Source organism: Acetobacter nitrogenifigens DSM 23921 = NBRC 105050 (assembly GCF_000429165.1).
Taxonomy (GTDB): Bacteria; Pseudomonadota; Alphaproteobacteria; order Acetobacterales; family Acetobacteraceae; genus Acetobacter; species Acetobacter nitrogenifigens.
Window position 1 is genome coordinate 214,647 of the sequence record NZ_AUBI01000001.1, and the last position, 24,943, is coordinate 239,589.

The window sequence follows — 24,943 nt, forward strand, 5'->3', positions numbered from 1 at the left end:
CCTCCCCTGGCCGCTTCGTGTCTGCACGGCGGTTACTCCTTGCCGCGCGCACGCTCGGAGTAGTTGCCCAGATTATTGGGCGCTCCTCACGATATGAGCTGCTTTTGAAGCGAGTGCGCTTAGAGAAACACCATAAAAACTTTAGATAATTCATTAAAAAATAAAGCGTTTTAAGGAATTTTAATCGTCAGGCTACGGGAAACGCCGTCTGTCCAAAAGCGCCAAATTTTCGTGTATTGCCTTGATAAGAGCATCGACCGCCGCTTTTCCCTCTGATCCTTTCTGCTTTTCCAAAATGAAAGGCAAAGCGGGGAGCGGAGGAAGTCCAGCCGCTTCGTGATCCAGCACTTCCAGTCCTTCAGGCACGAAACTACGCCCGAACACGGACAGACCCAATCCTGCGAGGACACCCGCGCGTAAACCAGTGATGCTAAGACTGGTATGGGCTATACGGAACGGAATCGCGCACTGTTCCAGCGTCTCCATCACCATGGCGCGGCTGATGCTCGGTTCGGGATGCAACGCAAGCGGCAACGGCCGCAGCGTTCCGATTTCAGGCTCCTCAGGCGCGGCGACCCAAACCAGCGGATCGTCCAGCAACGGCTCCGCGCCCTTCGCGGACTGGCGGGCCTTCGCCAGCACGATGTCGAACACGCCTTCATGCAGTTTCTGGAGCAGGTTCACGCTCAGACCAATCTCGATCTGCAACGTCACATCAGGGTAAATTCTTCGAAAGCGCCTGAGAATATCAGGAAGACGCGATGTCGCGAAATCCTCTGCGACGCCCATATGCACGAAACCGCTCACGCCGGGCGCGCTGAACTCTCTTTCCGCATCCTGAATGGCTCCACAAATGCGGCGCGCATGAACCAACAACCTCTCACCGTCCGGCAGCAGGGTGACCTTGTGGGTCGAACGCTGAAGCAGGCGCCGCCCGATCTGGTTTTCCAGCCGCTTGATCTGCTGGCTTACTGAAGACTGCGTGAGACCCAGGCGATCCGCCGCCTGCGTGAAACTTGCCTCTTCAACGACCGTCAGGAAACTCTCCAGAAGCGTAGTGTCGATCATGATAACAACATTAATTATATCACTCACCAAGCTGTCAAAAATTTATTCTATCACTGACAACCCCATAAGCCTACTGTTGCTTCAATCGCTCGCCTGACAGGATTGGGAGCAATGCGGGACTGGACTAGACAAAAAACGGAACGCGCGACGCGGATGGACGCTGCGGCGCCATTCGCTGACGGCAAGGTTGTCGCGGCGGATAACGCTACGGATATGCTGCGGCGCGTCATAAAATCGGGCGACCGGGTATGCCTCGAAGGCGACAACCAGAAGCAGGCGGATTTCCTCGCCTCCTGTCTGGCGCAGGTCGATCCGGCCGACATTCACGATCTGCATATCGTGCAATCGGGCCTCGTGCTGCCGGAGCATCTTGACCTCTTTCGACTTGGGATCGCGAAAAAACTCGATTTTTCCTATTCGGGTCCGCAGTCGGGTGCCATCGCCCGAGCGCTGGATCAGGGCAAGATCGAACTGGGCGCCATCCATACCTATATCGAGTTGTTCGCCCGCTATTACGTTGATTTGACGCCTAATGTGGCGCTGATCGCAGGCGTGTGCGCCGACCGGGATGGCAACCTTTACACCGGCCCGAATACTGAAGACACGCCAACGATAGTCGAGGCCACCGCCTACAAGAGCGGCGTCGTCATCGCGCAGGTCAACAAGATCGTGGACAAGGTTCCCCGCGTCGATATTCCAGGCGACCAGATCGACTTTGTGGTCGAGGCTCCGCGACCTTTCTATGTAGAGCCCCTGTTCACCCGTGATCCCGGCGCTGTCACGGATTCCCAGATCCTGATGGCCATGATCGCGCTGAAGGGGATTTATGCCGAGTACAGACCGAAGCGTCTGAACCACGGCATCGGTTTCGCCACGGCTGCCATCGAACTGCTTCTTCCGACATACGGAGAGAAGCTGGGCCTGCGCGGCGAGGTCGCGACGCACTGGGCGCTGAATCCGCACCCGACGCTCATCCCCGCCATCGAAAGCGGCTGGGTCGAGCAAATCCACTGTTTCGGCAGCGAAGTCGGCATGGACCGCTATATGTCGGCGCGGCCGGACGTCTATTTCACCGGCAAGGACGGAACGCTACGTTCCAACCGTCTGATGTGCCAGAACGCCGGGCTCTACGCCTGCGACATGTTCATCGGCTCCACGCTGCAGATCGACCTTGCCGGTAATTCTTCGACTGTGACGCCGGATCGTATCGCGGGCTTCGGCGGCGCGCCGAACATGGGATCGGACGCACATGGTCGCAGGCACGTTTCCGATGCCTGGCTGAAGGCCGGACGCGAAGCTGCCGGCGGCGCCGGGCCGCTGGTGCGCGGGCGCAAACTTGTGGTGCAAATGGTCGAGACTTTTGGCGAAGGCATGAAGCCCGCGTTCGTCGAAGAACTGGACAGTCTGGCTCTGGCGCGCAAGCTGAACATGGAGCTGGCGCCGGTCATGATTTTCGGAGACGACGTCACGCATATTGTCACGGAAGAAGGGATCGCCAATCTTCTGCTATGTCGCAATGCCGACGACGTGGAGCAGGCCATTCGAGGCGTCGCCGGATACACCCCGGTCGGCATGGCGCGCGACAGGGCCAAGGTCGAGGCCTTGCGTCAACGTGGCGTGATCCGTCGCCCGGAAGATCTCGGCGTAGACCCGATGGAGGCGAACCGCAATCTTCTCGCCGCGCGTTCTATCCGTGACCTCGTGACCTGGTCGGACGGACTTTACAGCCCGCCGTCGAAATTTCGGAATTGGTGAGCGGTATGGAAACATTCACCATTCGCGCCCGGGCGCGGGCGCCGCTTCCCGGCACGGGCCGACAGGCGATTGTCGGCGTCGTGGCGTCGGGAAATCTTGAGATCCTGCTCGAACGCAGTGAAACCGACAACGACGTCGTCGTGGATGTCGCTACATCGGCCCGAGGTTTTCGGGCCGTATGGGAAGCCGTGGTCGCGGACTTCGTCACGCGCTCATCTCCCGGAGGAGTGCGGTTCTCCATCCATGACAATGGCGCGCGGCCCGACACGGTCACCTTGCGTCTGCTTCAGGGCGTGAAACTTCTGGAGACCCAGCCATGATCCCGGAAGAAATCGTCCGCAGCCCGAGTTGGTACGAGTCCAGCGCCCGCAACCGTATTACAGGTCTGCTCGACGCCGAGACATTTCGGGAAATTCTCGGCCCGGCCGAACGGGTCATGAGCCCGCATCTTGAACTATTCGATCTGCCGCCAGCTTTCGACGACGGAGTCATCGTTGGCCGCGGGCAGCTCGATGGCAAACCTGTTGCGATCATTGCACAGGAAGGCCAGTTCATGGGCGGGACGTTCGCGGAGGTCAGCGGCGCGAAGATCGTCGGGCTGCTGCGCGCCGTCACGGCATCGGCGGGAACGCCGGACGGCGTCAGCGCGGTCCTGCTGCTTCTCGATACAGGCGGAGTGCGTCTGCAGGAAGCGAACGCGGGCGAACTCGCGGTGTCGGAGACCGTTCGCGCGCTTCTCGGCGTTCGCGCCGCCGGTATCCCCGTCGTGGCTCTGGTCGGCGGACGCGCGGGCGCGTTCGGCGGCGGCGGCATTGTGACGGCCTGTTGCTCGCACGTCGTTATTTCCGAGCAGGGACGCATTTCCGTCACCGGGCCGGAAGTCATCGAAACCAACAAGGGAGCGGAGGAATTTGACTCACGCGACCGCGCTCTTGTCTGGCGCATCACCGGAGGCCGCAGCCGCGTGTTGCTGGGCGGAGCCGACAGCTATGTGAAGGGCGACGTCGCCAGCTTCCGCGCCGCCGCCGCCCGTTCACGCAACGCTGCGCCGCCGTTCACGCTTGAGACGATGGCGGCGGAACAGGATCGTCTGGAAAAGCGCCTTTCAAGTTACGGAGATTGTCGCGACACCCCGGAAATCTGGGCGCGCGCCGGTCTTGCGGACCCGGCGTCGGTTCCTGACATCGACGACGACGCCTTCCTTGCGCTTCTTTCCGAACGGGAGATCAAACATGACGCCCGTTGAGCTTCTCACACGGTTGTTTCCGTCCGGACACGAAGTCGTCGCCGGGCCGTTCAACACTCTCGCCGGTCGCGCTATCCTGACGGACGGCGCCGCTGTCGAGATTGTCGGAGTCACGGACGGCGCGCCGCTCAGCCCTGAAATCGCCATTGAACTGGCAGGCAGTATTATCCGCATCGTTCAGGACGGCAAGAAAACGCCGATCGTGCTTCTGATCGACACGGCCAGCCAGCGCATGACGCGACGCGACGAGATGCTTGGCCTGAACGAGTACCTCGCTCACCTGGCGAAAGTCGTCACGCTGGCCGGACTGTCGGGACACCGGACTGTCGCCGTGCTCTATGGCGCGGCGGCGGCGGGCGCGTTTATCGCCACCGCGCTGGCTGCGCAAACGTTGATCACGATCGACGGCGCACACCCCAGCGTTATGGATCTTCCGTCGATTGCTCGAGTGACCAAGCTTCCTCTGGAAATTCTGGAAAAGAAGGCCGAAACCACGCCCATATTCGCGCCTGGCGTAACGCCTCTCGCCGCAACCGGAGCAGTCCTGGAAAACTGGACCGAAGCGGACAATTTTTCAGACCGCATTGAAACAGTCCTGACGCTGGAAGCATCCTCCGACACGCGCGACACGCTCGGCGAGGAGCGCGGCGGCCGCAAGGTCGCCCACTCCGTCGCGTTGAGAGTTGCAGCGGAATTCGGGAAAGCAGCGCGCTGAATGGTGCTAATCCGGCGGCATGCGTTGGTCACCGTCTCGCCCTCAGCATGGCGTGAGGTCGCGGGAGACCATCCACTTAAGGAGGTCCGCGACTGGGCTGCCCTGCGTCGGCCTCTGGTCTGTCGGTGCCCTGCTCCGGACGAGGAGGGCGCTGGTGTCGCCCTCGGGCTGCCGCTGCCGCCTTTACTCGGAAAACTCAGGTTGGCTTTTCTCTTGCCTGTGAACGCCCTTGCGCCGTTCGGCGGCTCCACGGCATTGTCTGCACTGGACGTAAAACCAGATTCGTTCTGGCGCCCAGACGTTGCAAAGCTGCTCCAGCTTGCGGCCCGTTACAACATCGTTCCCGAGGCGACCGGCAGCCTGCTTTGGCAAAGCGTCACCGGTCTGGAGTATCTATCCGCTACGTCCGATCTGGATATCCTGTGGCGCGTCGATCCCGTGCGGCATGATACGACCTCCCTCCTTCGCGATCTGGCCGCCCTGACCGGTGCATTGACGATGCGTCTTGATGGCGAAGTCATATTTCCGGACGATCGGGGCGTTCAGTGGCGGGAGTTGCACGATTCGGCGAAGCGCGGCGGCAGCGAGACAGTGCTTGCGAAATCACTGCGCCATGGCGTGGAGATCACCACGGTCGCGTCTCTCTTCACACGCGACGCGGCGCAATCGCGAGAAGTTATGGCGTCATGAATTTCCTGAGCGCTCCTCCACTTGCTCAGCCGGAACTCTCCGAAGCGAAAATCGTGGCCCAGTCTGCCCATGATTGCCTGATCGATGAGGTAATGACCTGGCCCAAGCCGGGATTAGTCAGTCACGTCGATAGCGGTAGCCATCAGGACATGAGCGTATCGACGTTCATAAAAAGCGCCTCGGCAATAGAGCCATTTTTTGAATCTTTATACGGTGCGGGACATCGGAATGCCGCTCTTTCCGAACTGCGCCGCATAGGGCTTGCCGCCGAGCGCGCGATGTTGGAGGCGACCAACGGCGTCAATACGCATCGCGGCGCAATCTGGGGACTGGGCCTGCTATGTGCAGCCGCAGGCTGGCGCGCCAGATACGACGCCACGATGTCGTGCGGCGAAGTCGTGCGGACGGTGTGGGGCGACGCCATTCGGGCCACGCCGGTCGTGACGACCAGCAACGGTGGTCGCGTCTGCACTCAGTATGGTGTGGGCGGCGCCCGCCTTGAGGCGGCGAACGGATTTCCTGTCGTGCACAAAATCGGGCTCGCCACGCTGCGCAGCAGCCGTCGCGCTAACCCGACGCATACGGAAGCGGCGCGCGTGCAATGCTGCATGGCGTTGATCGCCGCCGTAGACGACACAAACCTTCTTCATCGTGGCGGCGTCGAAGGGCTACGCCACGCACAGGAGAGCGCACGCGCGTTTCTTTCCGACGGCGGCGTCAATGTTCCGGGGTGGAAAATTCGTGCTGCGGCTATGCATGCGGATTTTGTGGCCCGCAACCTGTCACCCGGCGGGGCCGCCGATGGGCTGGCGATGAGTCTCTTTGTCGAAAAAATCTACGCACTCAACGAGCGTTTTTAAATAAATAAAAACTGTCACAAACAGAGGTCAGAAAATGATCCAGGTGCTTCTTACATCTCTCGTTCCAATATTCGCTATCATGGCGGCCGGTTATGTTGCTGGCAAACAAGGAAAAATCGATAATCGCAATGTCGCCAGCATGAATGTGCTGACAATGGAGTTCGCGCTTCCTGCTGCGTTGTTCGCGACGACGGCCCGGGCTTCCCGCCAGGTTCTGGCCGAACAATGGCCGCTGCTCCTGACACTGCTCCTTGGAATGCTACTCATATTTGCGCTGGTGTGGTGTCTGGCGCGGTTCGTGTTCGGCGCATCGGCCGCGGTCTCCGCGGTTATGGCGCTCAGCGTATCGTTGCCGAACTATGCTGCCGCCGGAATACCGCTCGCCTCCGCCGTGTTCGGAATGACTGGAAAACTCTATATTACAACTGCGATTGTCTCTGGCGCTATCGTCATGTCGCCATTGACCCTAGCGTTTCTTGAAGCCTCCAAAGCTCAGGGAGACATCAGCGGCGTGCGACTGCTCTTTCAGTCCATCGGCCGCTCGATGCTCAAGCCCCTCGTCGTGGCGCCGTTTCTTGGCGTAGCGGTCGCCCTTGTCGGCCTTGAACTTCCGGTTTTTATAATCCGGTCGTTCGATCTTCTCGGACAGGCCACGGCTGGCGTCGCGCTGTTCGTCACCGGCCTGATCCTGAGCGCGCAGAAGGTCTCCTGGTCGCCGCGCATCATCGGATTGTCGGTTCTGTGCAACATCATACAGCCGCTGCTCGGCGTTTTGCTTGTCAGCATGATCCCCATGCCCGCAGAAATGGCGCACGCCGTTATCCTGCTGCTCGCATTGCCTGCAGGATTCTTTGGTCTGCTTTTCGCCTTGCGTTATCAGGCCGACAGCCGGGACGCGGGCTCGATCATGGTGGTCAGCACATTGCTCAGCCTGATCACCCTGACCGCAGCGCTATGGCTAACGGCAGCGCCACTGGCTCACGCCGCTTCTTGACGGCGGCGGAGCATCCATGTCCGATCCGTCGCCGCCAACTTCGGCAGCACACCGGGAGGACGCCGGATCGTGACTATCGTCGCCATACTTTGTTCCGGGCAGGGAACGCAGCATCGAGAGATGTTTTCGCTTGTGGAAAGCGATCCCTGCGCGGAGCCCGTGTTTCAGGCCGCCAGGACACTTCTTGGCGCCGACCCCCGCGCCTTCGTTCGCACAGCCCCAATGGAGCAACTGTTCTCCAACCGAACAGGGCAGATTCTATGCTGCACGATGGCTTTGGCCGCACACGCGGCGCTCGGACCAATCGACGCTCGCATCGTCTGTGCAGGATATAGCGTAGGCGAACTCGCCGCCTGGGGCGTCTCCGGGTGTCTGAAACCTGAGCAGGTTCTCAAACTGGCCGCCACACGAGCGGATTTGATGGACGCCGCCAGCCCCCCTGACGCAGGACTGGCGGGAATTGTCGGTCTTCAACCCGACCGGCTGGAACGCATTCTTACCGAGGCGGGACTTTTCATCGCCATAAAGAGCGCCGCCGAGAACGTAGTGATCGGCGGCCCTGTTTCTGAGTTGGACGACGCGCTGGCTCTGGCCATGCAACAAGGCGCGTCGGTAGCCCGGCGGCTACGCGTCTCGGTCCCATCGCACACACCATTGCTGCGGAGCGCTGTCCAGCCTCTGAAGCAGGCCATAGTGGAATTGCAACCGAAAGCGCCACACACAGGCTTACGATTACTGAGCGGCCTCGACGGGGAGCCTATCTTGCGCCCGGCGGACGGTTGCGAACGGCTTGCCCGACAAGTGGCCGAGACAGTCAGGTGGGACGCCTGCCTGCAAGGATGCCGCGAGTCCGACGCGCAGGTGATTCTTGAACTCGGCCCCGGATCGGCTTTGACACGTATGGCGCGGGCCGCCCTGCCCGACATTCCCGCGCGCAGCATTGATGACTTTCATGGCATGGAAGGCGTGCGCCAGTGGCTGCTCCGGGCGCCTTAAGAACCAGACGTTGGACAGTGGGCGCCTTTTAAACGCCTGCCGCAGCGGAGCCTTGCGTCGTCAATCCGCAACCACGCCGCGAACAACAGCTTCCTCATTGATCTAGATCATTTTAGCCCGTCAGCGAACGCGGCAGAGTGATGGCGGGCGGCGCTGTTATCTGGGCGAACAGTTTGCGCCGCCCGCCACCCGGATTTTTCTGGGCCAATCAGACCTATGGTCCGCATCACGACGTCGGTGTGGCACATCGAGGCTGGCGCCTGAGTCGTCGAGACGCTTTTGCGTGTTCCGTGAAAAAGTCTCATCCGCAATTTCGATCGGCCGACGATTTTTCACGATGATTACCGACATATTGTCGGGCTCGAAACCCACGGACCGAATAGTCTCGCCATATGCCGAGGCTGCATCTCGCTCCCATGTGGATATTTCCGAACCCACTGAGGGCAACCTTGGCATGGGTGCAAGGGTATGTTCGAGCCACAGATGAACGCCCCACAGCGCCGGACGCCCCCAACCTGCGACATGCTTTCGAATTGGGATTTCTGGCGCTTTCCGGAGACGAACCTCCCAGTGGTCCGCCAGACATTCGCGAGGCCTGGCTGACCGGGGAGAGAGCACGGGAATGGGATGACCGGCATTACTGGTGATGATGTCGGCGGCTTCTGCCGATGACAGCTACCTGATTCCGCCCGCCGCTTCATGCCCGTCTTACCGTTTCTCATCGTGACACAGCACCTGCACCGGGGCCAGCCGATGAGAATGGCGAAAAGCGGGCATGGCACAATTGCGAAGAATATCGAGATACCCTTACGCTCGCTGCCAGATTTAAACTTGAAAAATCACCTGATCCTGAAAATACCCTTAATTCGAACGAGGAAGCCGCCGCGTCCTTTAGCTTCCTCGACGTAGGACTCCCGAAACTCTCTTGCCTCTTCCGCAAGCTCTTCGTCTGTCACGTTGTATCGCGCGTCAATAGCGTCTCGCCATTCGGGGGACGCATTCCACCTGTTGAGGTAATCTTCCTTCTGCTCATCGGTCAGATTTCGCCAGAACGGCGCCCAGTCCACCATGACGGATTGCTGAAGCCCCTGTCCAACCGGCTCCCAGGGGCCCATAGACGGCAACACAACCCACGGCGGGGCGCCGACCTGTTCAAGCGGAAGAAAGACGACGGACGCGCCGAGGCGGCGATGTTGGGGCGGTTCGCTCTTGGAAAAACTCCGTCGACAAATAATTGACTCTCGAGCGAACGGACGAAAGGAAACCAAGAGAACGAAGGTATGGATAGAGATAATGGCGCAACAGAGTGGAGCAATATGGATAACGAGATTTCCAGCTAGCAAATCCTTGTCGGATCTATCTTCGCCGTTTCGTGAAAACGCAAAACGATTTATTGACGCTCTAACTAGCGCCGGTGCGACAGTTACAATCGCCAACACATACCGACCACCAGAACGCATCTATTTAATGCATTGGTCGTGGATGATCTTTAAGAGAAAGTGCCAACCAGCCGATGTCCCGCCAATGACGGGCGTCGATATCACTTGGAGCAGCGGGAACGTTGGCGCAGATATAGCGGCAGCTACGCAAATGGCGGTCGCGTTCGGTATAGCCAGTTTGGCCGTTGCTCCCGCTCTGAACGCCACAAGTAGACACCTGACCAAGAGCGCCATCGACATGAATATTTCATGGGCGGGCAATTTGACCATAAAGAGTCAAGCGGATCAGGAGGTCAAAATCTCTTCTGCGCCTCGAACCGGGATGAATAAGGACTTGCAGGCCGTAGGCCGTTCATATGGAGTCATCAAATTCCATGGCGGTGATAAAGATAGACCACATTGGTCAATCGATGACTGGTGAAATATGAAAAATTATCTCTACGCAGGTATGCTATGCTTATCGGTTCTCGCCTGCGCGCCGACAGCCGTTGCCGCTCCGCCTGCGGATGTTAAGAAATTTCTCAGCGCCGCATACACCTGCCAATTTCTCAGTGGTGAATACGATGATTCGCTGGCTGCAGACGACAAACAGAAAATGCAGAAAGATATCGAAAAATATTGTCACTACGTAAGAGATAATAAATATAAATTAAAAGAGAAGTACCACAACAACACCAAAATAATAAACAAAATCAGCAAGTATGACTCACTCGAAATAGATTAGATTTATTGCCAAAACCCGAAATTTTAAACTTTGTAACGAGATACGGCGTTCCATTTTATTTTGTCCGACTCACCTCGTAAACTGCGTGATGCATCCCAATCGCATTCATGCGTTGTTATGGATTAGGGTTGCGCAGGCATCGAGCCTCCGACTCCACACCACTGGCGAGACAGGCGACGTGGAAATTTGCATTTCGGCCAATTCACCGCCTGGCTCTATTCCTGCCTCGCCGCCCTCCCGCCGGTTAAGCGGGCATGAGAGAAATCCGCAACAGGGACAACACGAGGGGCAGATTAGCGCAAAAACACGCCAACTCTTTGATTTTATAAGAAATTTTTGGAATTTGTGGCGGACCCGAGAGGATTCGAACCTCCGACCTTCGCCTTCGGAGGGCGACGCTCTATCCAGCTGAGCTACGGGTCCAGCGGGTTCTCCCTACTCCAGACTTCATGCCCTTGCCAAGCTGCAAGAGGCAGTTCCAAGAGAAAAACCTGCCTTTGCCCCATCGCTGACCCAATTCCGCAGGCAGCGCCCGTTGTCACCGCCCGGCAACCGCCGGTGTCGCGTCGTTAAGCGTAGCCCACACGGCCGCCGCGACATCGCCTCCCGAGGGAAGCAGCATGTCGGGCGCGTTAATCCAGCCTGCAATATCGGCCGTCACCCTGCCCCGCCTCTGGTCACGCAGCATGAGATGATGACCGCCGGGAATCAGGTCGCGCCGGACGTTCTGCGGAAGATTGCGCCAGACCTGCGCCATCGCGGCGGACGGAACAAGCTGATCCTGATCGCCGTAAACGAGCAATACGGGGCCACGCAGGTCCGGCGCCGCCCTTGCAGCGTTGGACATGAGGTCGATCAACCCCCGCAACGCGGACAGCTTCGTCGAGCGAAGGGTGAGTGGATCAAAGTAAAGCCTGCGGAGGGCGGCCATATTGTCACTGGCCGTGACATGCACCGGCAATTCGCGCCCTGTCACACGACCGTCAGGGGCGAGAGCGGCGGCGATCCGCACGGGCAACGCCGCCACGCCGCCAACGGTCCACACAGCGGGAGCCAGAAGTATGGTTCCTGCGATATGTGGCGCGTCGGGGGCGGTCATCGTCAGTATGGCGATCGCGCCGCCCATGCTCTCACCCATCAAAAAGACCGGCGTGCCGGGGTATGCTTTGGCCAGCAGAGCCAGTTCCTCTCGCACATCCCTCACCATGCGGGCGGCGCCGACCCAGTCGCCACGTCGAGGCGCTTCGCCGAAGCCGCGCTGGTCGGGAGACCAGAGAACTAGCCCCCGCTCGGCAAGAGCTGGCGCAGCGAACTCCCACGCGTCGCGACTGTCGTCGAATCCGTGCAGCCCGAGAATCGCAGCCCTTGGTCGAGAGGTCGACGCTTCCCACGTCCGGACAGGAATCTGCGCGCCGTCGGAAAGCTTCAGATTAAAATCGGGAGGAACCCGTCGCGCGTCCGCTGCGTAACGCGCAGGCACGCGAACCACCGGATCGGCGCTGCATGCGACCGCCAGCGAAGCAACAAGCATGGCGCCGCCCAGAGCCAGACGCCTGCGGAATGCGCCGCGCCCGCGAAACGCGGACACAAGGGCGTGCATATGGTTTGAAGTCACGGCGTTCACGCGTATCATTGCGCCGCTTCAAAGGCCAACCGACTTTCCGGTGGGCACGCAGGACAGGACAACCCGATGCTGATCCAGCCTACGAACCCCACGCCGCGCCCGCGCCTCGGCCATGTCGAGACGGTGATCGTCCATACGCGCAAGATTTCCTGCGATGGCGGGCTGGCGGCTCTCGGACATCCCAAGGTCTGGCTGAAGATCGGCGGGCACCAGACTTTCTGCCCTTATTGCTCGCGCCTGTTCGTGCTCGACCCCGCAGCGGGGCATGACGACGCTCACTGAGGCGCACGCCCGGTCTATGAAGATGCGCGCGAACGTGCGATTTCGGCGTTTATGAGCACTCCGACACCGCCGCACCTCGTCCTCATTGACGGCAGCGGCTTCATTTTCCGCGCCTTTCATGCCCTTCCGCCGATGAGCAGCCCGGACGGCGTCCCGGTGAACGCCGTGTTCGGGTTCTGCAACATGCTGACCCGGTTGATGCGCGAGCATGTCGGAACCCATCTGGCCGTCGTTTTCGACACCAGCCGTCAGACATTTCGCTCTGACATCTACCCCCAGTACAAAGCCCACCGCCCCGATCCGCCGGAAGACCTGATCCCACAGTTCTCGCTGATACGCGAAGCCACAGCCGCTTTCGGAGTGCCCGGCGTGGAGCTCGCCGGTTACGAAGCGGACGACCTGATAGCGGCGTATGCGCGCACGGTGGCGGAGGCAGGCGGTCAGTGCACGATCGTCTCGTCCGACAAGGACCTGATGCAATTGCTCGGCCCCAATGTCGACATGCTCGACCCCATCAAGCAGAAGCCCATCGGCCCGACGGAAGTTGAAGCGAAGTTCGGCGTCGGCCCGGACAAGGTGGCCGAGGTTCAGGCCCTGATGGGCGATCCGACAGACAATGTGCCCGGCGTGCCAGGCATCGGTCCCAAGACGGCGTCGGCTCTGATCAACGAATTCGGCACGCTCGAAGCCGTGCTGGAAGCCGCCCCGACGATGAAGGCGTCGAAGCGCCGCGATTCTCTGATCGAGCACGCCGAAGCCGCCCGGGTCTCGCTGAAACTCGTCACACTCGACGCGCACGCGCCCCTGCCCCTCCCTGTCGACGAACTGGGGCTGCGCGACCCCGACCTCGCCGTTCTCGGCGACTGGCTGGATCGCATGGGGTTCCGTTCCGTGCGCCATCGTTTTGGGCTGGGAGAGAGTGCGTCGCCCCGCCCGGCGAGACAGAACGTGAGCGCCGCGCGAGAGCCTACCCCGGCTCCGGACGCAGCGCCTTATAACGAATACGATACGGTGACCGACGCGGGGGTTCTCGCCACATGGGTCGCGGAAGCGCGCACGGCTGGCGTCTGCGCGCTCGACACCGAAACCGACGGCCTCGATCCTCTGCAGGCCCGCATGGTCGGTTTTTCTCTGGCGACAGCTCCGGGCCGCGCCTGTTACGTGCCATTGTTGCACGAGGGCACGCTGGACCAGCCGACAGGGGAGCAACTCGATACTGCGACGGCGGTTGAAATCCTCGCGCCGCTTCTGACAGACCCCGGTGTTCTGAAGGTTTTTCACAACGCCAAGTTCGACGTTCTGATACTCGCGCGCGCCGGGGCCGCCGACATCGCCCCGATCGACGACACGATGCTGATCTCCTACGCGCAGTCCGCCGGTCTGCATGGTCAGGGGATGGACGAGCTTGCGAAGCTCCATCTGGGCCACACGCCCATTTCCTATGACGAAGTCACCGGGACCGGGCGCAACCGCGTTCCCTTCCATCAGGTTCCGGTAAAGCGGGCTACGGAATACGCGGCGGAAGACGCAGACGTCACTCTTCGTCTTTGGCTTGCATTGCGCCCGACGCTGCGGACCAATCAGGCGCTGGCGCTTTACGAACAGCTTGAACGCCCCTTGATCGGCGTGCTGGCCGATATGGAAAAGGCCGGAATCAAGGTCGACGCGCCCCAGCTGCGCCGCTTGTCCGACGACTTCGCCGCACGCATGACGGAGATGGAGGGGCAGATCTGTGCGCTGGCCGGGCGTCCGTTCAATGTCGGCTCACCGAAACAGCTCGGCGAAATCCTGTTCGACGAAATGGGGTTGCCGGGCGGCAAGCGCGGCAAGGCAGGCGCGTGGAGCACGGACTCCTCCGTGCTGCAGGATCTCGCCGATCAGGGCATCGAGCTTCCAGAACGGATTCTCGCCTGGCGACAACTCGCGAAACTGAAAAGCACCTACACAGATGCGCTTGTGCAGGAAATGGACCCGTCCACAGCGCGGGTGCACACGTCGTTCCAGATGGCGATCACGACGACGGGGCGCCTCTCTTCCAATGACCCCAATCTCCAGAACATTCCCATCCGTACGGAAGAAGGCGCGCGCATCAGACACTGCTTTATCGCGCCTCCGGGAAAAGTCCTGATCTCCGCAGACTACTCCCAGATCGAACTCCGCCTTCTGGCCAGCGTCGCGGACGTTCCTACCCTGCTTGAGGCGTTCGAACTCGGTCAGGACATCCACGCCCGCACGGCGTCAGAAGTGTTCGGGACGCCCATCGAAGGCATGGACCCACTGACGCGGCGACGTGCGAAGGCGATCAATTTCGGCATCATCTACGGCATTTCCGCTTTCGGACTGGCCAAGCAGCTTGGCATTTCCCCCGGCGAAGCGCGGGCTTATATCGACGCCTACTTCGCACGCTATCCCGGCATCCGCGATTATATGGAAGGCCGGCGCGCCGAAGCAAAAGAGCACGGCTACGTGCTGACGCCGTTCGGACGTCGATGCTACGTCCCCGGCATCAACGAGAAGAACGCCGCCCGACGTAATTATGCCGAGCGGCAGGCCATCAATGCGCCGCTGCAAGGCGGCGCTGCGGACATCATCAAGCGCGCCATGGTGCGTCTGCCCTCCGCGCTGGCTGACGCAAACCTTCCGGCTTCAATGCTGCTGCAGGTGCACGACGAACTGCTGTTCGAGGTGGAGGCGGACGCCGCGAAAGAAACGGCGGCGCTTGTGAAGACGGTGATGGAAACTGCAGCGACGCTCAAGGCGCCGCTCGTGGTCGAGACTGGAATTGGCGCGAACTGGGCGGAGGCGCATTGATGGCTGGCGGCAAGCTTGCGACGGGCAGGCGTTATGATCGTAAAATGCTGACGGTGCTGGCGGCGTCGGCGCTTCTTGCCGTTGGCGTCGGATACGGGGCGTATCGTCTTTCCGATTCAATGGGACCGTTGGTGGACAGCCAGGGCAACGAGGTCGGCGGCGCGTTCCGGTTGATGGATTCCTCCGACGGAACGATGACCGCCAACGATTTCCATGGCCGCTGGATGCTGATGATGTTCGGCGCCATCCATTGCGCCGAAAACGCCTGCACCAAAACCCTCACAAATCTGACCGGCGCACTGAAACAGGTCGATCCGGACGGGAAGCATGTCGCGGCGTTGTTTATCAGCCTCGACCCCCAGCGCGATCTTTCGGAGCAGTTGCGGCGTTACGCCACACAGTTCGGCTCAAGGATCGTCGCCGGAACGGGCTCGCCCGCGACACTGGCTGCCGTGACGAAGGAATATCACGCACCAATCGAAAAACAGCCGGATCCTGAATGGGGTTATGCTTACGTAATGTCCCCCCGCATCGTCGTCATGGACCCGAACGGACGCTACGCCGGAACGATCGAATCCTCCGCCAACGAAGGCGAGATGAAGCAGCGCCTTGGCGCGCTTCTCGAAAAACACTAAATGCGCCTCAAATCTTTCCTGGTCTTCGGCGGGGCGTGCGCGTTGTTCGCAACCGCTTCGGCGACAGCGTTCGCCGAAGCGCCCGCGCCGGGCGCGCCCGCAAGCCCCCATGTCGGCGGCACGCTGCGTCTTGCTGGACAGGGAATGCTGGGCACCATGGACCCGCAGGTCAGCTACCTGCACACCGCCTATCAGGTGTTGAACGTCGTCTATGACGGTCTGACAACCTTCTCCAAGTCTCCTGGCTCCCTGACGCGACAGGCCATTCCTGATCTGGCGGAGTCACTGCCGCCGCCGGAAGACGGTGGTCTTACTTACAGATTTCATCTGCGGCACGGCTTACATTTCTCCAGCGGCAAGGAAGTGACGCCCGATGACGTCGCCGCCTCCATGCGCCGCATCTTCAAGGTCAACAGCCCCACCGCCGGTCCCTATTACAGCCACATCGTCGGCGGCGCCGCGTGTCTGCACGACCCCGACCACTGCACGCTTGCAGGCGGCGTCGAACCTGATGATCAAAACTGGACAGTCACGTTCCACCTGACGCATCCGGATTCCGAATTCTTCGATCGGCTGGCGTTCCTGCATGCGGCGATCCTGCCTGCCGACGCGCCGACTCACGACGTGGGCAATGACGCAGCGCCGGGCACCGGCCCCTACCGCATCGTCTCCTACGACCCAAACACGGGCCTGCGCATGGAGCGCAACCCGTATTTCAGACAGTGGGACGCCGAGGCCCAGCCCGCCGGATACCCGGACGCAATCACCTATACGTTTGGGATGGATCCGGAAGCGTCCGTAACGGCCATTGAAAATGGCCAATACGACTGGATGGCCGAAAACGCGCCGTTGGACCGGCTCGGCGAAATCGGGTCGCGCTACGCGGACCGGGTACGGCTGATCGACTTCCTCAATCTCTATTACGCAGCCCTAAACGTGAACATTCCGCCGTTCAACGACCTGCGCGTACGGCAGGCCTTCAACTACGCGATCAACCGCAAGGCGATGGTGATTCACGCGGGCGGTCCGGCTGTGTCCATTCCGTCGTGTCAGCTACTCCCGGTCGGCTCCCCCGGGTTTGAACCCAGTTGTGCCTACACCAGGGGCGCATCGCCCGAACACCCGGCGCAGGAATGGCGTGCGCCGGACATGGAACGCGCGCGGCAGCTCATCAAGGAAGCTGGCGTCAGCGGTCAGCGCGTCGGCATCGTCTCGCCCTCCACGCCCGGTTACGTCGCCATGGCGAACGAACTGCGCAGCACACTGGCGGATCTTGGCTTCGTCGTCTCCGTGAGAGCGATCACGCAGGCGGTGCAGTTCACCTACATCCAGAACAGCGATAATCGCGTTCAGGTCGGGCTGACCGGCTGGAACGCCGATTACCCGGCCGCCTCCAGCTATCTTCAGGCTCTGCTGTCATGCGACACGTTCACGCCGCATTCCGACAACTCCATCAATATCTCCGGCTTTTGTGATCGCAGCGTCGATGCGATCATGGATCGGGCCGCCAGCGTCTCCGTCACCGACCAGAAGGCGGGAGACGCGCTCTGGGCGGAAGCGTCCCGCGCGATCATGGCGCAGGCCCCGGTCGTGCCGCTCAATCAGGTCCGTTGGGTCACTTTGCTGTCGGCGCGCGTGCACGGTGAAATTCGCGCGCCGATCTACGAAGTCGTCTTCTCGAAATTCCAGTTGCGCTAGGGAAAGGGCTCATGGAGACACAGACGGCCGCCTCGGCCCCCTCCCCTTCAAGCATCTCGGTTCCCGGTCCGTGGCGTATGGCCGGACGCTCGCTTGCCGCCAACCGGTCGGCAATGACGGCGCTCGCTGCGCTCCTGCTCGTAACCTTCGCCTGCCTCCTGGCCCCGTTCTACGCGGGTGACGTGGCGCGCACCGATCCGTTCACGTCGAACGTGGCGGGATCGTTCATGCTGGACGGTCATGAGGTCGACATCATGCAGCCCAATGACAACCCGCTGCATCTGGGACTGAGCCCGGTCGGGCCAACGTGGAATCCGTCGGCCTACATGCTCGGCGCGGACAGTCAGGGACGCGACGTCGCGGCTCGGCTTCTTTACGGCGGACGTAACTCGCTGCTGATCTCTTTCTCGGCAGCGCTTGTGTGCATCGCAATAGCGACGCTTGTCGGCGTTTCCGCCGGATTTTTCGGCGGCTTCGTCGATACGGCCCTGTCGCGGCTGATGGACATCATGTGGGCGGTGCCGGTCTATCTGTTCGCCATATCGCTCTCCATCGTGACGATCAGTCAGGGCCTTAAGATCGGTCCCTTCACCATCGAAAGCGACAACCTGCTGATCCCCATCTTCATCATCGCGCTGGTTTACGTGCCCTACGCCGCGCGGCCCATTCGCGGGCGCGTCATGGCCTTGCGCAACGCCGAATTCGTGATGGCGGCGCGCAGCCTCGGTGTCCCCCAGCACCGCATCCTGCTGCGCGACATTGTGCCAAACGTCTCGACCACGCTGGTGGTGCTTACACCTCTGCTGACGGCGCTGGCGCTACTTGCTGAATCGGCGCTGTCGTTCCTTTCCATCGGCGTGCAGGCCCCGGCAGCCTCCTGGGGCACGATCATTCAGGACGGCGAAGGCCTGATCTACACACGCCCGATGGTGGCGATCGCACCGGGTCTGGCCATCGTCATCGTGGTGCTGGCGCTCAACATCCTTGGCGACGGACTGCGCGATGCGCTGGACGTGCGCGAAACCAGCCGTAGGGGGGCATAATGGCCGCTGCTCTCCTTCGCCGACTGGGACAGACGCTGTTCGTCCTGTTCGGCATCTCCGTTCTTGTTTTTCTGGTGTTCTTTGCGACGCCCGGCGCCGACCCCACCGCGCGCATCGCGGGCAAGAACGCTTCGCCCGAGACGATGGCCAAGGTCCGGCATGAATACGGCTTCGACCGTCCCTTGCCAGTCCAGTACGCGACGATGATGAAGAAGCTGTTCATCACCCGTGACCTCGCCTCCTATGTCGATCGCGGCGAACTGGTGGTGCCCGAAATTATCGAAGCAGCGCCCGTGACCCTGTCCCTCGCAACAGGCGGAGCCGTCATCTGGGTGCTGGCCTCGGTGACGATGGGCACGCTGGCGGCGGCATTCCGCGGAACGTGGATTGATCGGGGCCTGATGATCGCTGGGCTGATCGGTATTTCAATTCCGGTATTCTGGCTCGGGCAGGTCGCCAACCTGATCACCCAGGCCCGTTATCATGACACCTGGCTGTTCTCGTGGGTTCCGGGCCTGGGCTACGTGCCGTTCACCGAGAGCCCGATCGGCTGGTTCAAAGTCCTGATTATCCCGTGGATCGTGCTCGCTGTATTGTTCATCGGCATTTACGGGCGCGTCCTACGCGCCGATCTCGTCGCGGTGTCGGGCGAGGATTTCATGCGCACCGCTCGCGCCAAGGGGCTTTCGCCTGCGCGAGTATTGCTGCGGCACGGACTGCGCACGTCGATGATCACTTTCGTCTCGCTGTTCGGTCTCGACTTCGCGCAGTTGATCGGTGGCGGCGCACTGCTGACCGAAGTCGTGTTCGGCCTTCAGGGCGTCGGGCGCCTGACCTATCAGGCGCTGTCGAACCTCGATCTGCCGCTGATCATGGCGAGCGTCATGTATTCCGCCGTCTTCGTCGTTCTGGCCAACGCCGTCGTCGACGTCATCTATGTGTTTCTGGACCCGAGGGTGCGTGATGGACGCTGAGGCCCCCATTCTGGAGGTTCGCGACCTCTCCGTCAGCTTTCGCTCGCAGGGACGCGACGTTCCCATCGTCGAGAACGTGTCGTTCGCTGTCGGGGCGCGCGAGATCCTTGGCATCGTCGGCGAATCCGGCTCAGGCAAGAGCGTGACGGCCATGACGATCATGGGCCTGATCGACGCGCCGGGCGTACGCGTGACAGGCTCCGCCCTGTTTCGTGGACAGGAACTGATCGGCATGCCGCAGAAGGCGTTGCGGCGTCTGCGTGGACGAAAGATCGCTATGATCTTCCAGGATCCGATGACCGCCTTTACACCGGTCTACACCATCGGATGGCAGATCGACGAGCAGATCAGGGCGCATGAGAAACTGGGCAAGGCGGAGGCCCGGTCGCGCACCGTGCGCCTGCTGGGCGACATGGGCGTTCCCGATCCGGAGCGCACGGCCAATCGTTACCCGCACCAGCTTTCGGGCGGCCTGCGCCAGCGCGCGATGATCGCCATGGCGCTCTCGTGCAATCCGGCGCTGCTGATCGCCGACGAGCCAACGACCGCTCTGGACGTGACCGTGCAGGCGCAGATTCTCGACCTCATCCGCACGCTGCGCGCGGATTATGGATCATCCGTGCTTCTGATCACCCACGACATGGGTGTGGTCGCAGAGACCTGCGACCGGGTCATGGTCCTGTACTCAGGCCGTATCGCCGAACGCGGTCCTTGCGACGCCATCTTCGCCCATCCCGGCCATCCCTATACGGCGGCGCTTCTGGACTCGATCCCGCCGCTGACCGGTCCACGCCCGGAGAGGCTGCCGTCCATCGCCGGAGCGCCGCCTCCGCCGCTCGAACGTCCGGTGGGTTGCGCTTTCGCACCCCGCTGCCACTTCACGCACGACACCTGCCACGCGTTGCCGCCACTGCAGCGTTATGGACAGCAGGACATCGCCTGCGTCCTGCCGAAGGAAGGCCGACCCATGCCGCCCCGCGTCACCGAGTACGCGCAATGAACGCGCGCCCGCTGCTGCAAGCCGAGCATCTTCGCAAGGAATACAAGCTGCCTCGCGGGCAGACCCTGCGTGCGCTCGACGACGTCTCCCTTACCGTCATGCAAGGCGAGACTCTCGGGCTGGTCGGTGAATCTGGGTGCGGCAAGTCGACGCTGGGGCGTTGCCTGCTTCGGCTTACCGACCTGTCGTCGGGCGATATCGTGTTCGAGGGACGCAATATCTCGGCCCTGAGCGAGCGGGCGCTACGCCCCATACGCAGGCGCATGCAGATGGTGTTTCAGGACTCCTACGCCTCACTAAATCCCCGTCGTCGCATCGGCGACCTGATCGCCGAGCCGTTGCGCGTGCACCCGGACAATGAGGGTCGGAAGCGCAGCGCCGCCGACATCACCGCGCGCCTCGACGAACTCATGTCGCTCGTCGGGCTGCCGCAATCGGCTCTGGCGCGTTATCCGCACGAGTTTTCCGGCGGGCAGCGGCAACGCATCAATATCGCACGCGCTCTGGCGCTTTCGCCGCAAATGGTCGTGGCGGATGAACCCGTTTCCGCCCTCGACGTGTCTATTCAGGCCCAGATCGTCAACCTGTTCACCGATCTGCGCGAGCGTCTTGGCCTGACCTATGTGTTCATCGCCCACGATCTCGCCGTCGTTCGACAGATCTCCACGCGGGTCGCGGTCATGTACCTCGGCGCCATCGTCGAGATTGGCGACAGCGACACCGTGCTGCACAACCCGGCGCACCCTTATACCGCCGCGTTGATATCGGCCGTTCCGGAGCCGGTCATTCGCCACGACCCCCAACGCAGCCTTCTTCGCGGAGACGTGCCGAGCCCCGTGTCGCCACCCTCGGGATGCCGCTTTCACACCCGCTGCCCACAAGCTCAGTCGCGTTGCTCCGCAGAAACGCCGGAGCTTCGTGACTTCGGCGACGCGCGGCAGGCCGCATGCCACTTTCCGCTTGGACTGTCGGCCTGACATTTCATTATCGTGGAACCCATCGCCCATGCGTGCTGGGGCACTGAACGGTGGAGAACGCGCTTATGACCAGCACGACGGAAAACGACGCTTCTCCCTTACCCGCCACTATTCTTGACGAAGCCGCCACGACGCTCGTTCTGCTCAAGAACAGGGGGCTTTCCGTAGTGACGGCAGAAAGCTGCACTGGAGGCCTTATTGCGGCGGCGTTGACGCATCATTCGGGTTCCTCCGCGGCGGTGGAAGGCGGTTTCATCACCTATTCGAACGCCATGAAGACCGCCTGCCTCGGCGTTCCAGAAATCATGCTTCGGAAACACGGCGCGGTCAGCGGCGAAGTCGCCGGCGCCATGGCCGCAGGCGCCCTCGCAGGAGCGAATGCCGCTGCAATCGCCGTATCCGTGACCGGAATCGCGGGCCCCGATGGCGGTAGCGTGGACAAGCCGGTTGGGCTTGTCTGGTTCGGGATCATTCGCCGTGGAGGTTCCGTTCACACGGAATCTCACCGGTTTTCCGGAGATCGCACCAGCGTGCGGAACCAGACAGTCTCACGCGCGCTGACGCTGATTAAACGGGTTGCGGAAATTCCATCCCCCTGAGCAGAGCGGTGCGCCAACCTGTCTCTTCCCGTAATCCGCAGCCAATACACTCCTGACGCCCGCCAGCCGCGCTGCGTCGCGAGATCGGTGTTCTTCCCGCCCGGTCGTCACTTCGTCCAAAAGCCCAGAGCCCAGAGCCCAGAGCCCAGAGCCCAGAGCCCAGAGCGACCATCGTTTGCGAAAAATGACAGATATTAACATTTATATGTAATATATATAGATTTTAAAAAAACAGTCCCCACACGATCATTGTAGAAACATCACGCAACAAAGGGGTTGTTATGTTATAACGTTTCACTTAATCTGCCGCCGAAATCAACGCCGTACCGGATGTCTGCATGAGCGCGCCTTACTCCACCGTTCGTCTTCCTGTTCTTGCCGCGAGCGCGCTTCTGCTCGCCTCCACGACGCTCGCACGCGCACAGACGCTTTCGCCCACAACCGCCGCTACGCCAACGCACGCAACCACGAAAAACGTCACGAAAGCAGAAACCCAAAAGGAAAGCGACGGCGAATCCGCATCACACTCTTCGTTCATCGACGGCCAAAGCCGTGAAATCACGCAGACGACGCGCAATACCCTGGACGCAAACGGCGAAGAGCACATCACCGTAAATGCGCATCTCGACGCGCTTCGTTCCGCCATGCAGCCGTCCACAGGCGCCACCGTCTATCGTTTCTCTCGCAAAGATATCGAGACGATTCCAGGCGGCGATAACGCGCCGCTCAACACGGTGCTTTTGCAGGCCCCCGGCGTAGCGCAGGACAGCTACGGTCAGATTCATGTCCGCGGCGATCATAACGAAGTGCAGTTCCGTCTCGACGGCGTGCAACTGCCTGAGGGACTGAGCGTGTTCGGTCAGAGCCTGATGACGCGTTTTGCGCATTCGATGTCGATGACCACAGGCGCCTTGCCCAGCGAATATGGTTTCCTTCAGGCCGCCGTGATCGACATCACCACCAAAAACGGCAGTGCGGATCGTGGCGGCGACGTCTCGATCTACGGCGGCGCGCGAGATTACTTCTTCCCATCGGTCCAGTATGGAACGCATGCGGGCAAATGGGACTTCTTCGCCACCGCTGACTATGTCCATAACCGCGTGGGAATCGAAAACCCGACCCCCAAATTCAACGCGATACATGATCTGAGCAACCAATATCATTTCCTCGGTCATCTGCGTTACACAGCCGACGAGAACACGCGGATCAGTTTTATCGCCGGAGTGTCCAACGCAGAATATCAACTGCCGAACAATCCCGGCCAACAAAGACAATTCGCCAACCCTGACTTTCTCAACAGCGCCCTGTCGCAACAGGTCTACGGCAGCGTGAACAGCGCGAGCCTCAACGAACGACAGAAAGAAATTACAGATTTCGGCATTCTTTCCCTCCAGAAGGAGATGGGAAAGTTCAGCCTGCAATCATCCGTCTTCACTCGCTATAGTTCTCTTGGTTACTCTCCCGATCCGATCGGGGATCTCGTCTATAACGGCATCGCCCAGCGCGCGCAGCGTTCGGTCATGTCCACCGGCTCCCAAAGCGACGTCACATGGCGCGTGAACGGTCAGCACACCGTTCGTTTTGGATATCAGGTTTACGTCGAACGAAATTCCTCCAAAACAGATTCGACCGTCTATCCGCAGACCGGAACCGATTCAAACGGCGATGCGGTGTACAGCGGTTCGACAATCTCGATCCATGACGGTTCCGGGCGTACCGGATGGATGTACGGGCTGTACGCGCAGGACGAATGGCGCGTAACGAAAAACCTGACCATCAACTACGGCCTTCGCTTCGACGGCGTCGATGAATACACCCACTCGAAACAGGTCAGCCCCAGACTGAACATTGTCTATACTCCGTGGCACGGCGGCACATTCCACGCGGGATATTCACGCTACTTCACGCCCCCGCCGTTCGAGCTGGTGGGCGGAACGCAGCTCAACAAGTTCGCCAACACGTCGGCGGCGCCCGGCACCTTGCAGGACACAACCGTCAAGGCGGAACGCGATCATTACTTCGACATGGGGTTTGCGCAGGCGATCACGCCGCACTGGCACGCCTCGTTCGACGCCTATCTGAAAATCGCGAAAAATATGATCGATGAAGGTCAGTTCGGTTCTCCCGTCATCCTTTCGGCGTTCAATTATCGTCGCGGACAGGTCAACGGTTACGAATTCGCCACCGATTACGAAGCCGGCCCTGTCACCCTTTATGGAAACTTCGCCTGGTCGCGGGCAATCGGCAAAGACATCACGACCGCGCAGTGGAATTTCGACCCCGACGATCTTGCCTATATCAAGCAGCACTGGATCCATCTCGATCACGACCAGCGCTGGACGGCTTCCGCCGGAGGCAGCTACACCGCCTTCCGCCGAACCGGACACCCGACGCAGATTTCTGCGACTATGGTGTTCGGCAGCGGACTCCGGGCGGACAGCGACATCCCCAACGGTCGTTCGGTGCCTATCTATGCGACCTTCAACATGTCTCTGGTGCAGTCTTTCCAGGATCTGTTTCGCATACCCTTCCTCAAGCGTACGCAACTCCGTCTCGACGTGATCAATCTATTCGACAAGCGCTACGAACTGCGCGACGGCAGCGGCATCGGAGTGGGCGCACCGCAATACGGTCTCCGTCGGACGATCCTCACTGGAATATCACAGCGCTTCTGAAACCCCTCCAGTCCCGCGCATTACATGCGCGGGACTTCTCAACCAGCCTCTCCGCAGCGCCCGTTCTCCATATCGTGACCACCGCGCGCCGTGACGCGCGGTTTCCCGCCATGCCAATGTCCCGCCCTAGTTACAGTG

Annotated in this window: 24 protein-coding genes and 1 tRNA gene; 21 read left to right on the forward strand and 4 right to left on the reverse strand. The window is 60.9% G+C overall.

The genetic code is table 11. The features are described 5' to 3' along the window. Window positions 1-192 precede the first annotated feature (192 nt). Window positions 193-1,068 carry a LysR family transcriptional regulator gene (locus G442_RS0101020; RefSeq protein ID WP_026396485.1) on the reverse strand — a complete coding sequence of 292 codons (876 nt, stop codon included), beginning with the start codon at window positions 1,066-1,068 and terminating at the stop codon, window positions 193-195. A gap of 111 nt (window positions 1,069-1,179) precedes the next feature. Between G442_RS0101020 and mdcA the strand changes: the two genes are divergently transcribed. The 9 genes from mdcA to G442_RS24795 all read left to right on the forward strand — a co-directional run bounded on the left by mdcA (window position 1,180) and on the right by G442_RS24795 (window position 8,971). Beyond that, complete coding sequence (mdcA, locus tag G442_RS0101025; RefSeq protein WP_026396486.1) at window positions 1,180-2,823, forward strand: malonate decarboxylase subunit alpha; 1,644 nt, start codon at window positions 1,180-1,182, stop codon at window positions 2,821-2,823. A gap of 5 nt (window positions 2,824-2,828) precedes the next feature. Next, on the forward strand, window positions 2,829-3,143 hold the full coding sequence (mdcC, locus tag G442_RS0101030) for a malonate decarboxylase acyl carrier protein (RefSeq protein ID WP_026396487.1): 315 nt from the start codon (window positions 2,829-2,831) through the stop codon (window positions 3,141-3,143). Beyond that, window positions 3,140-4,069: a biotin-independent malonate decarboxylase subunit beta gene (locus G442_RS0101035; RefSeq protein ID WP_026396488.1), complete on the forward strand. Its 930-nt coding sequence runs from the start codon at window positions 3,140-3,142 to the stop codon at window positions 4,067-4,069. The genes mdcC and G442_RS0101035 overlap by 4 nt, the downstream gene beginning before the upstream one ends. Continuing rightward, window positions 4,056-4,784 (forward strand): biotin-independent malonate decarboxylase subunit gamma, encoded by a 729-nt coding sequence (locus G442_RS0101040; RefSeq protein ID WP_026396489.1) that lies wholly within the window; start codon window positions 4,056-4,058, stop codon window positions 4,782-4,784. Before G442_RS0101035 ends, G442_RS0101040 begins: the two co-directional genes overlap by 14 nt. Continuing rightward, window positions 4,785-5,474: a malonate decarboxylase holo-[acyl-carrier-protein] synthase gene (gene mdcG / locus G442_RS20275; protein ID WP_051291779.1), complete on the forward strand. Its 690-nt coding sequence runs from the start codon at window positions 4,785-4,787 to the stop codon at window positions 5,472-5,474. Further along, a complete protein-coding gene (gene mdcB / locus G442_RS0101050) occupies window positions 5,471-6,334 on the forward strand; it encodes a triphosphoribosyl-dephospho-CoA synthase MdcB (protein ID WP_026396490.1) in 864 nt (287 codons plus the stop codon). The genes mdcG and mdcB overlap by 4 nt, the downstream gene beginning before the upstream one ends. Window positions 6,335-6,368: 34 nt before the next feature. Then, window positions 6,369-7,328 (forward strand): AEC family transporter, encoded by a 960-nt coding sequence (locus G442_RS20280; protein WP_035375995.1) that lies wholly within the window; start codon window positions 6,369-6,371, stop codon window positions 7,326-7,328. A 69-nt stretch (window positions 7,329-7,397) separates the two neighbouring features. After that, complete coding sequence (locus G442_RS0101060) at window positions 7,398-8,324, forward strand: malonate decarboxylase subunit epsilon (RefSeq protein WP_246789282.1); 927 nt, start codon at window positions 7,398-7,400, stop codon at window positions 8,322-8,324. A 449-nt stretch (window positions 8,325-8,773) separates the two neighbouring features. Next, a complete protein-coding gene (locus G442_RS24795) occupies window positions 8,774-8,971 on the forward strand; it encodes a hypothetical protein (protein ID WP_154660331.1) in 198 nt (65 codons plus the stop codon). Between the two features lie 192 nt (window positions 8,972-9,163). On the opposite strand, the gene G442_RS0101065 is transcribed toward G442_RS24795, so the two are convergent. Then, the gene (locus G442_RS0101065; RefSeq protein WP_026396492.1) at window positions 9,164-9,439 is read right to left on the reverse strand and encodes a hypothetical protein; all 276 of its coding nucleotides are present in this window, start codon (window positions 9,437-9,439) and stop codon (window positions 9,164-9,166) included. Between the two features lie 178 nt (window positions 9,440-9,617). Between G442_RS0101065 and G442_RS0101070 the strand changes: the two genes are divergently transcribed. Further along, complete coding sequence (locus G442_RS0101070; protein WP_026396493.1) at window positions 9,618-10,184, forward strand: hypothetical protein; 567 nt, start codon at window positions 9,618-9,620, stop codon at window positions 10,182-10,184. A 3-nt stretch (window positions 10,185-10,187) separates the two neighbouring features. Next, on the forward strand, window positions 10,188-10,487 hold the full coding sequence (locus G442_RS20285; protein ID WP_146882067.1) for a hypothetical protein: 300 nt from the start codon (window positions 10,188-10,190) through the stop codon (window positions 10,485-10,487). A 346-nt stretch (window positions 10,488-10,833) separates the two neighbouring features. On the opposite strand, the gene G442_RS0101080 is transcribed toward G442_RS20285, so the two are convergent. Both G442_RS0101080 and G442_RS20290 read right to left on the reverse strand, forming a co-directional pair. Then, window positions 10,834-10,910 (reverse strand) — tRNA-Arg (locus G442_RS0101080). A 115-nt stretch (window positions 10,911-11,025) separates the two neighbouring features. After that, the gene (locus G442_RS20290) at window positions 11,026-12,102 is read right to left on the reverse strand and encodes an alpha/beta fold hydrolase (protein ID WP_161628308.1); all 1,077 of its coding nucleotides are present in this window, start codon (window positions 12,100-12,102) and stop codon (window positions 11,026-11,028) included. 75 nt (window positions 12,103-12,177) lie between these two features. Between G442_RS20290 and G442_RS0101090 the strand changes: the two genes are divergently transcribed. The 10 genes from G442_RS0101090 (at window position 12,178) to G442_RS0101135 (ending at window position 24,805) form a co-directional block, all read left to right on the forward strand. Then, window positions 12,178-12,393: a zinc-finger domain-containing protein gene (locus tag G442_RS0101090; RefSeq protein ID WP_026396494.1), complete on the forward strand. Its 216-nt coding sequence runs from the start codon at window positions 12,178-12,180 to the stop codon at window positions 12,391-12,393. Window positions 12,394-12,444: 51 nt separating this feature from the next. After that, a complete protein-coding gene (polA, locus tag G442_RS0101095; protein WP_026396495.1) occupies window positions 12,445-15,204 on the forward strand; it encodes a DNA polymerase I in 2,760 nt (919 codons plus the stop codon). Beyond that, the gene (locus G442_RS0101100; protein WP_051291784.1) at window positions 15,204-15,839 is read left to right on the forward strand and encodes an SCO family protein; all 636 of its coding nucleotides are present in this window, start codon (window positions 15,204-15,206) and stop codon (window positions 15,837-15,839) included. Before polA ends, G442_RS0101100 begins: the two co-directional genes overlap by 1 nt. Beyond that, window positions 15,840-17,537 carry an ABC transporter substrate-binding protein gene (locus G442_RS0101105; protein WP_026396497.1) on the forward strand — a complete coding sequence of 566 codons (1,698 nt, stop codon included), beginning with the start codon at window positions 15,840-15,842 and terminating at the stop codon, window positions 17,535-17,537. Between the two features lie 11 nt (window positions 17,538-17,548). Further along, window positions 17,549-18,580 carry an ABC transporter permease gene (locus tag G442_RS0101110; protein ID WP_026396498.1) on the forward strand — a complete coding sequence of 344 codons (1,032 nt, stop codon included), beginning with the start codon at window positions 17,549-17,551 and terminating at the stop codon, window positions 18,578-18,580. Continuing rightward, the gene (locus G442_RS0101115; RefSeq protein WP_026396499.1) at window positions 18,580-19,554 is read left to right on the forward strand and encodes an ABC transporter permease; all 975 of its coding nucleotides are present in this window, start codon (window positions 18,580-18,582) and stop codon (window positions 19,552-19,554) included. Before G442_RS0101110 ends, G442_RS0101115 begins: the two co-directional genes overlap by 1 nt. Beyond that, entirely contained in the window at window positions 19,544-20,554 is a 1,011-nt protein-coding gene (locus G442_RS0101120; protein ID WP_026396500.1) for an ABC transporter ATP-binding protein, read from the forward strand. The genes G442_RS0101115 and G442_RS0101120 overlap by 11 nt, the downstream gene beginning before the upstream one ends. Beyond that, a complete protein-coding gene (locus G442_RS0101125; RefSeq protein WP_026396501.1) occupies window positions 20,551-21,531 on the forward strand; it encodes an ABC transporter ATP-binding protein in 981 nt (326 codons plus the stop codon). Before G442_RS0101120 ends, G442_RS0101125 begins: the two co-directional genes overlap by 4 nt. Window positions 21,532-21,596: 65 nt before the next feature. Continuing rightward, window positions 21,597-22,130, forward strand: coding sequence for a CinA family protein (locus G442_RS0101130; RefSeq protein ID WP_035375996.1), 534 nt, complete (start codon window positions 21,597-21,599; stop codon window positions 22,128-22,130). Window positions 22,131-22,468: 338 nt separating this feature from the next. Beyond that, on the forward strand, window positions 22,469-24,805 hold the full coding sequence (locus G442_RS0101135) for a TonB-dependent receptor (RefSeq protein WP_026396503.1): 2,337 nt from the start codon (window positions 22,469-22,471) through the stop codon (window positions 24,803-24,805). Window positions 24,806-24,943: the final 138 nt, after the last annotated feature.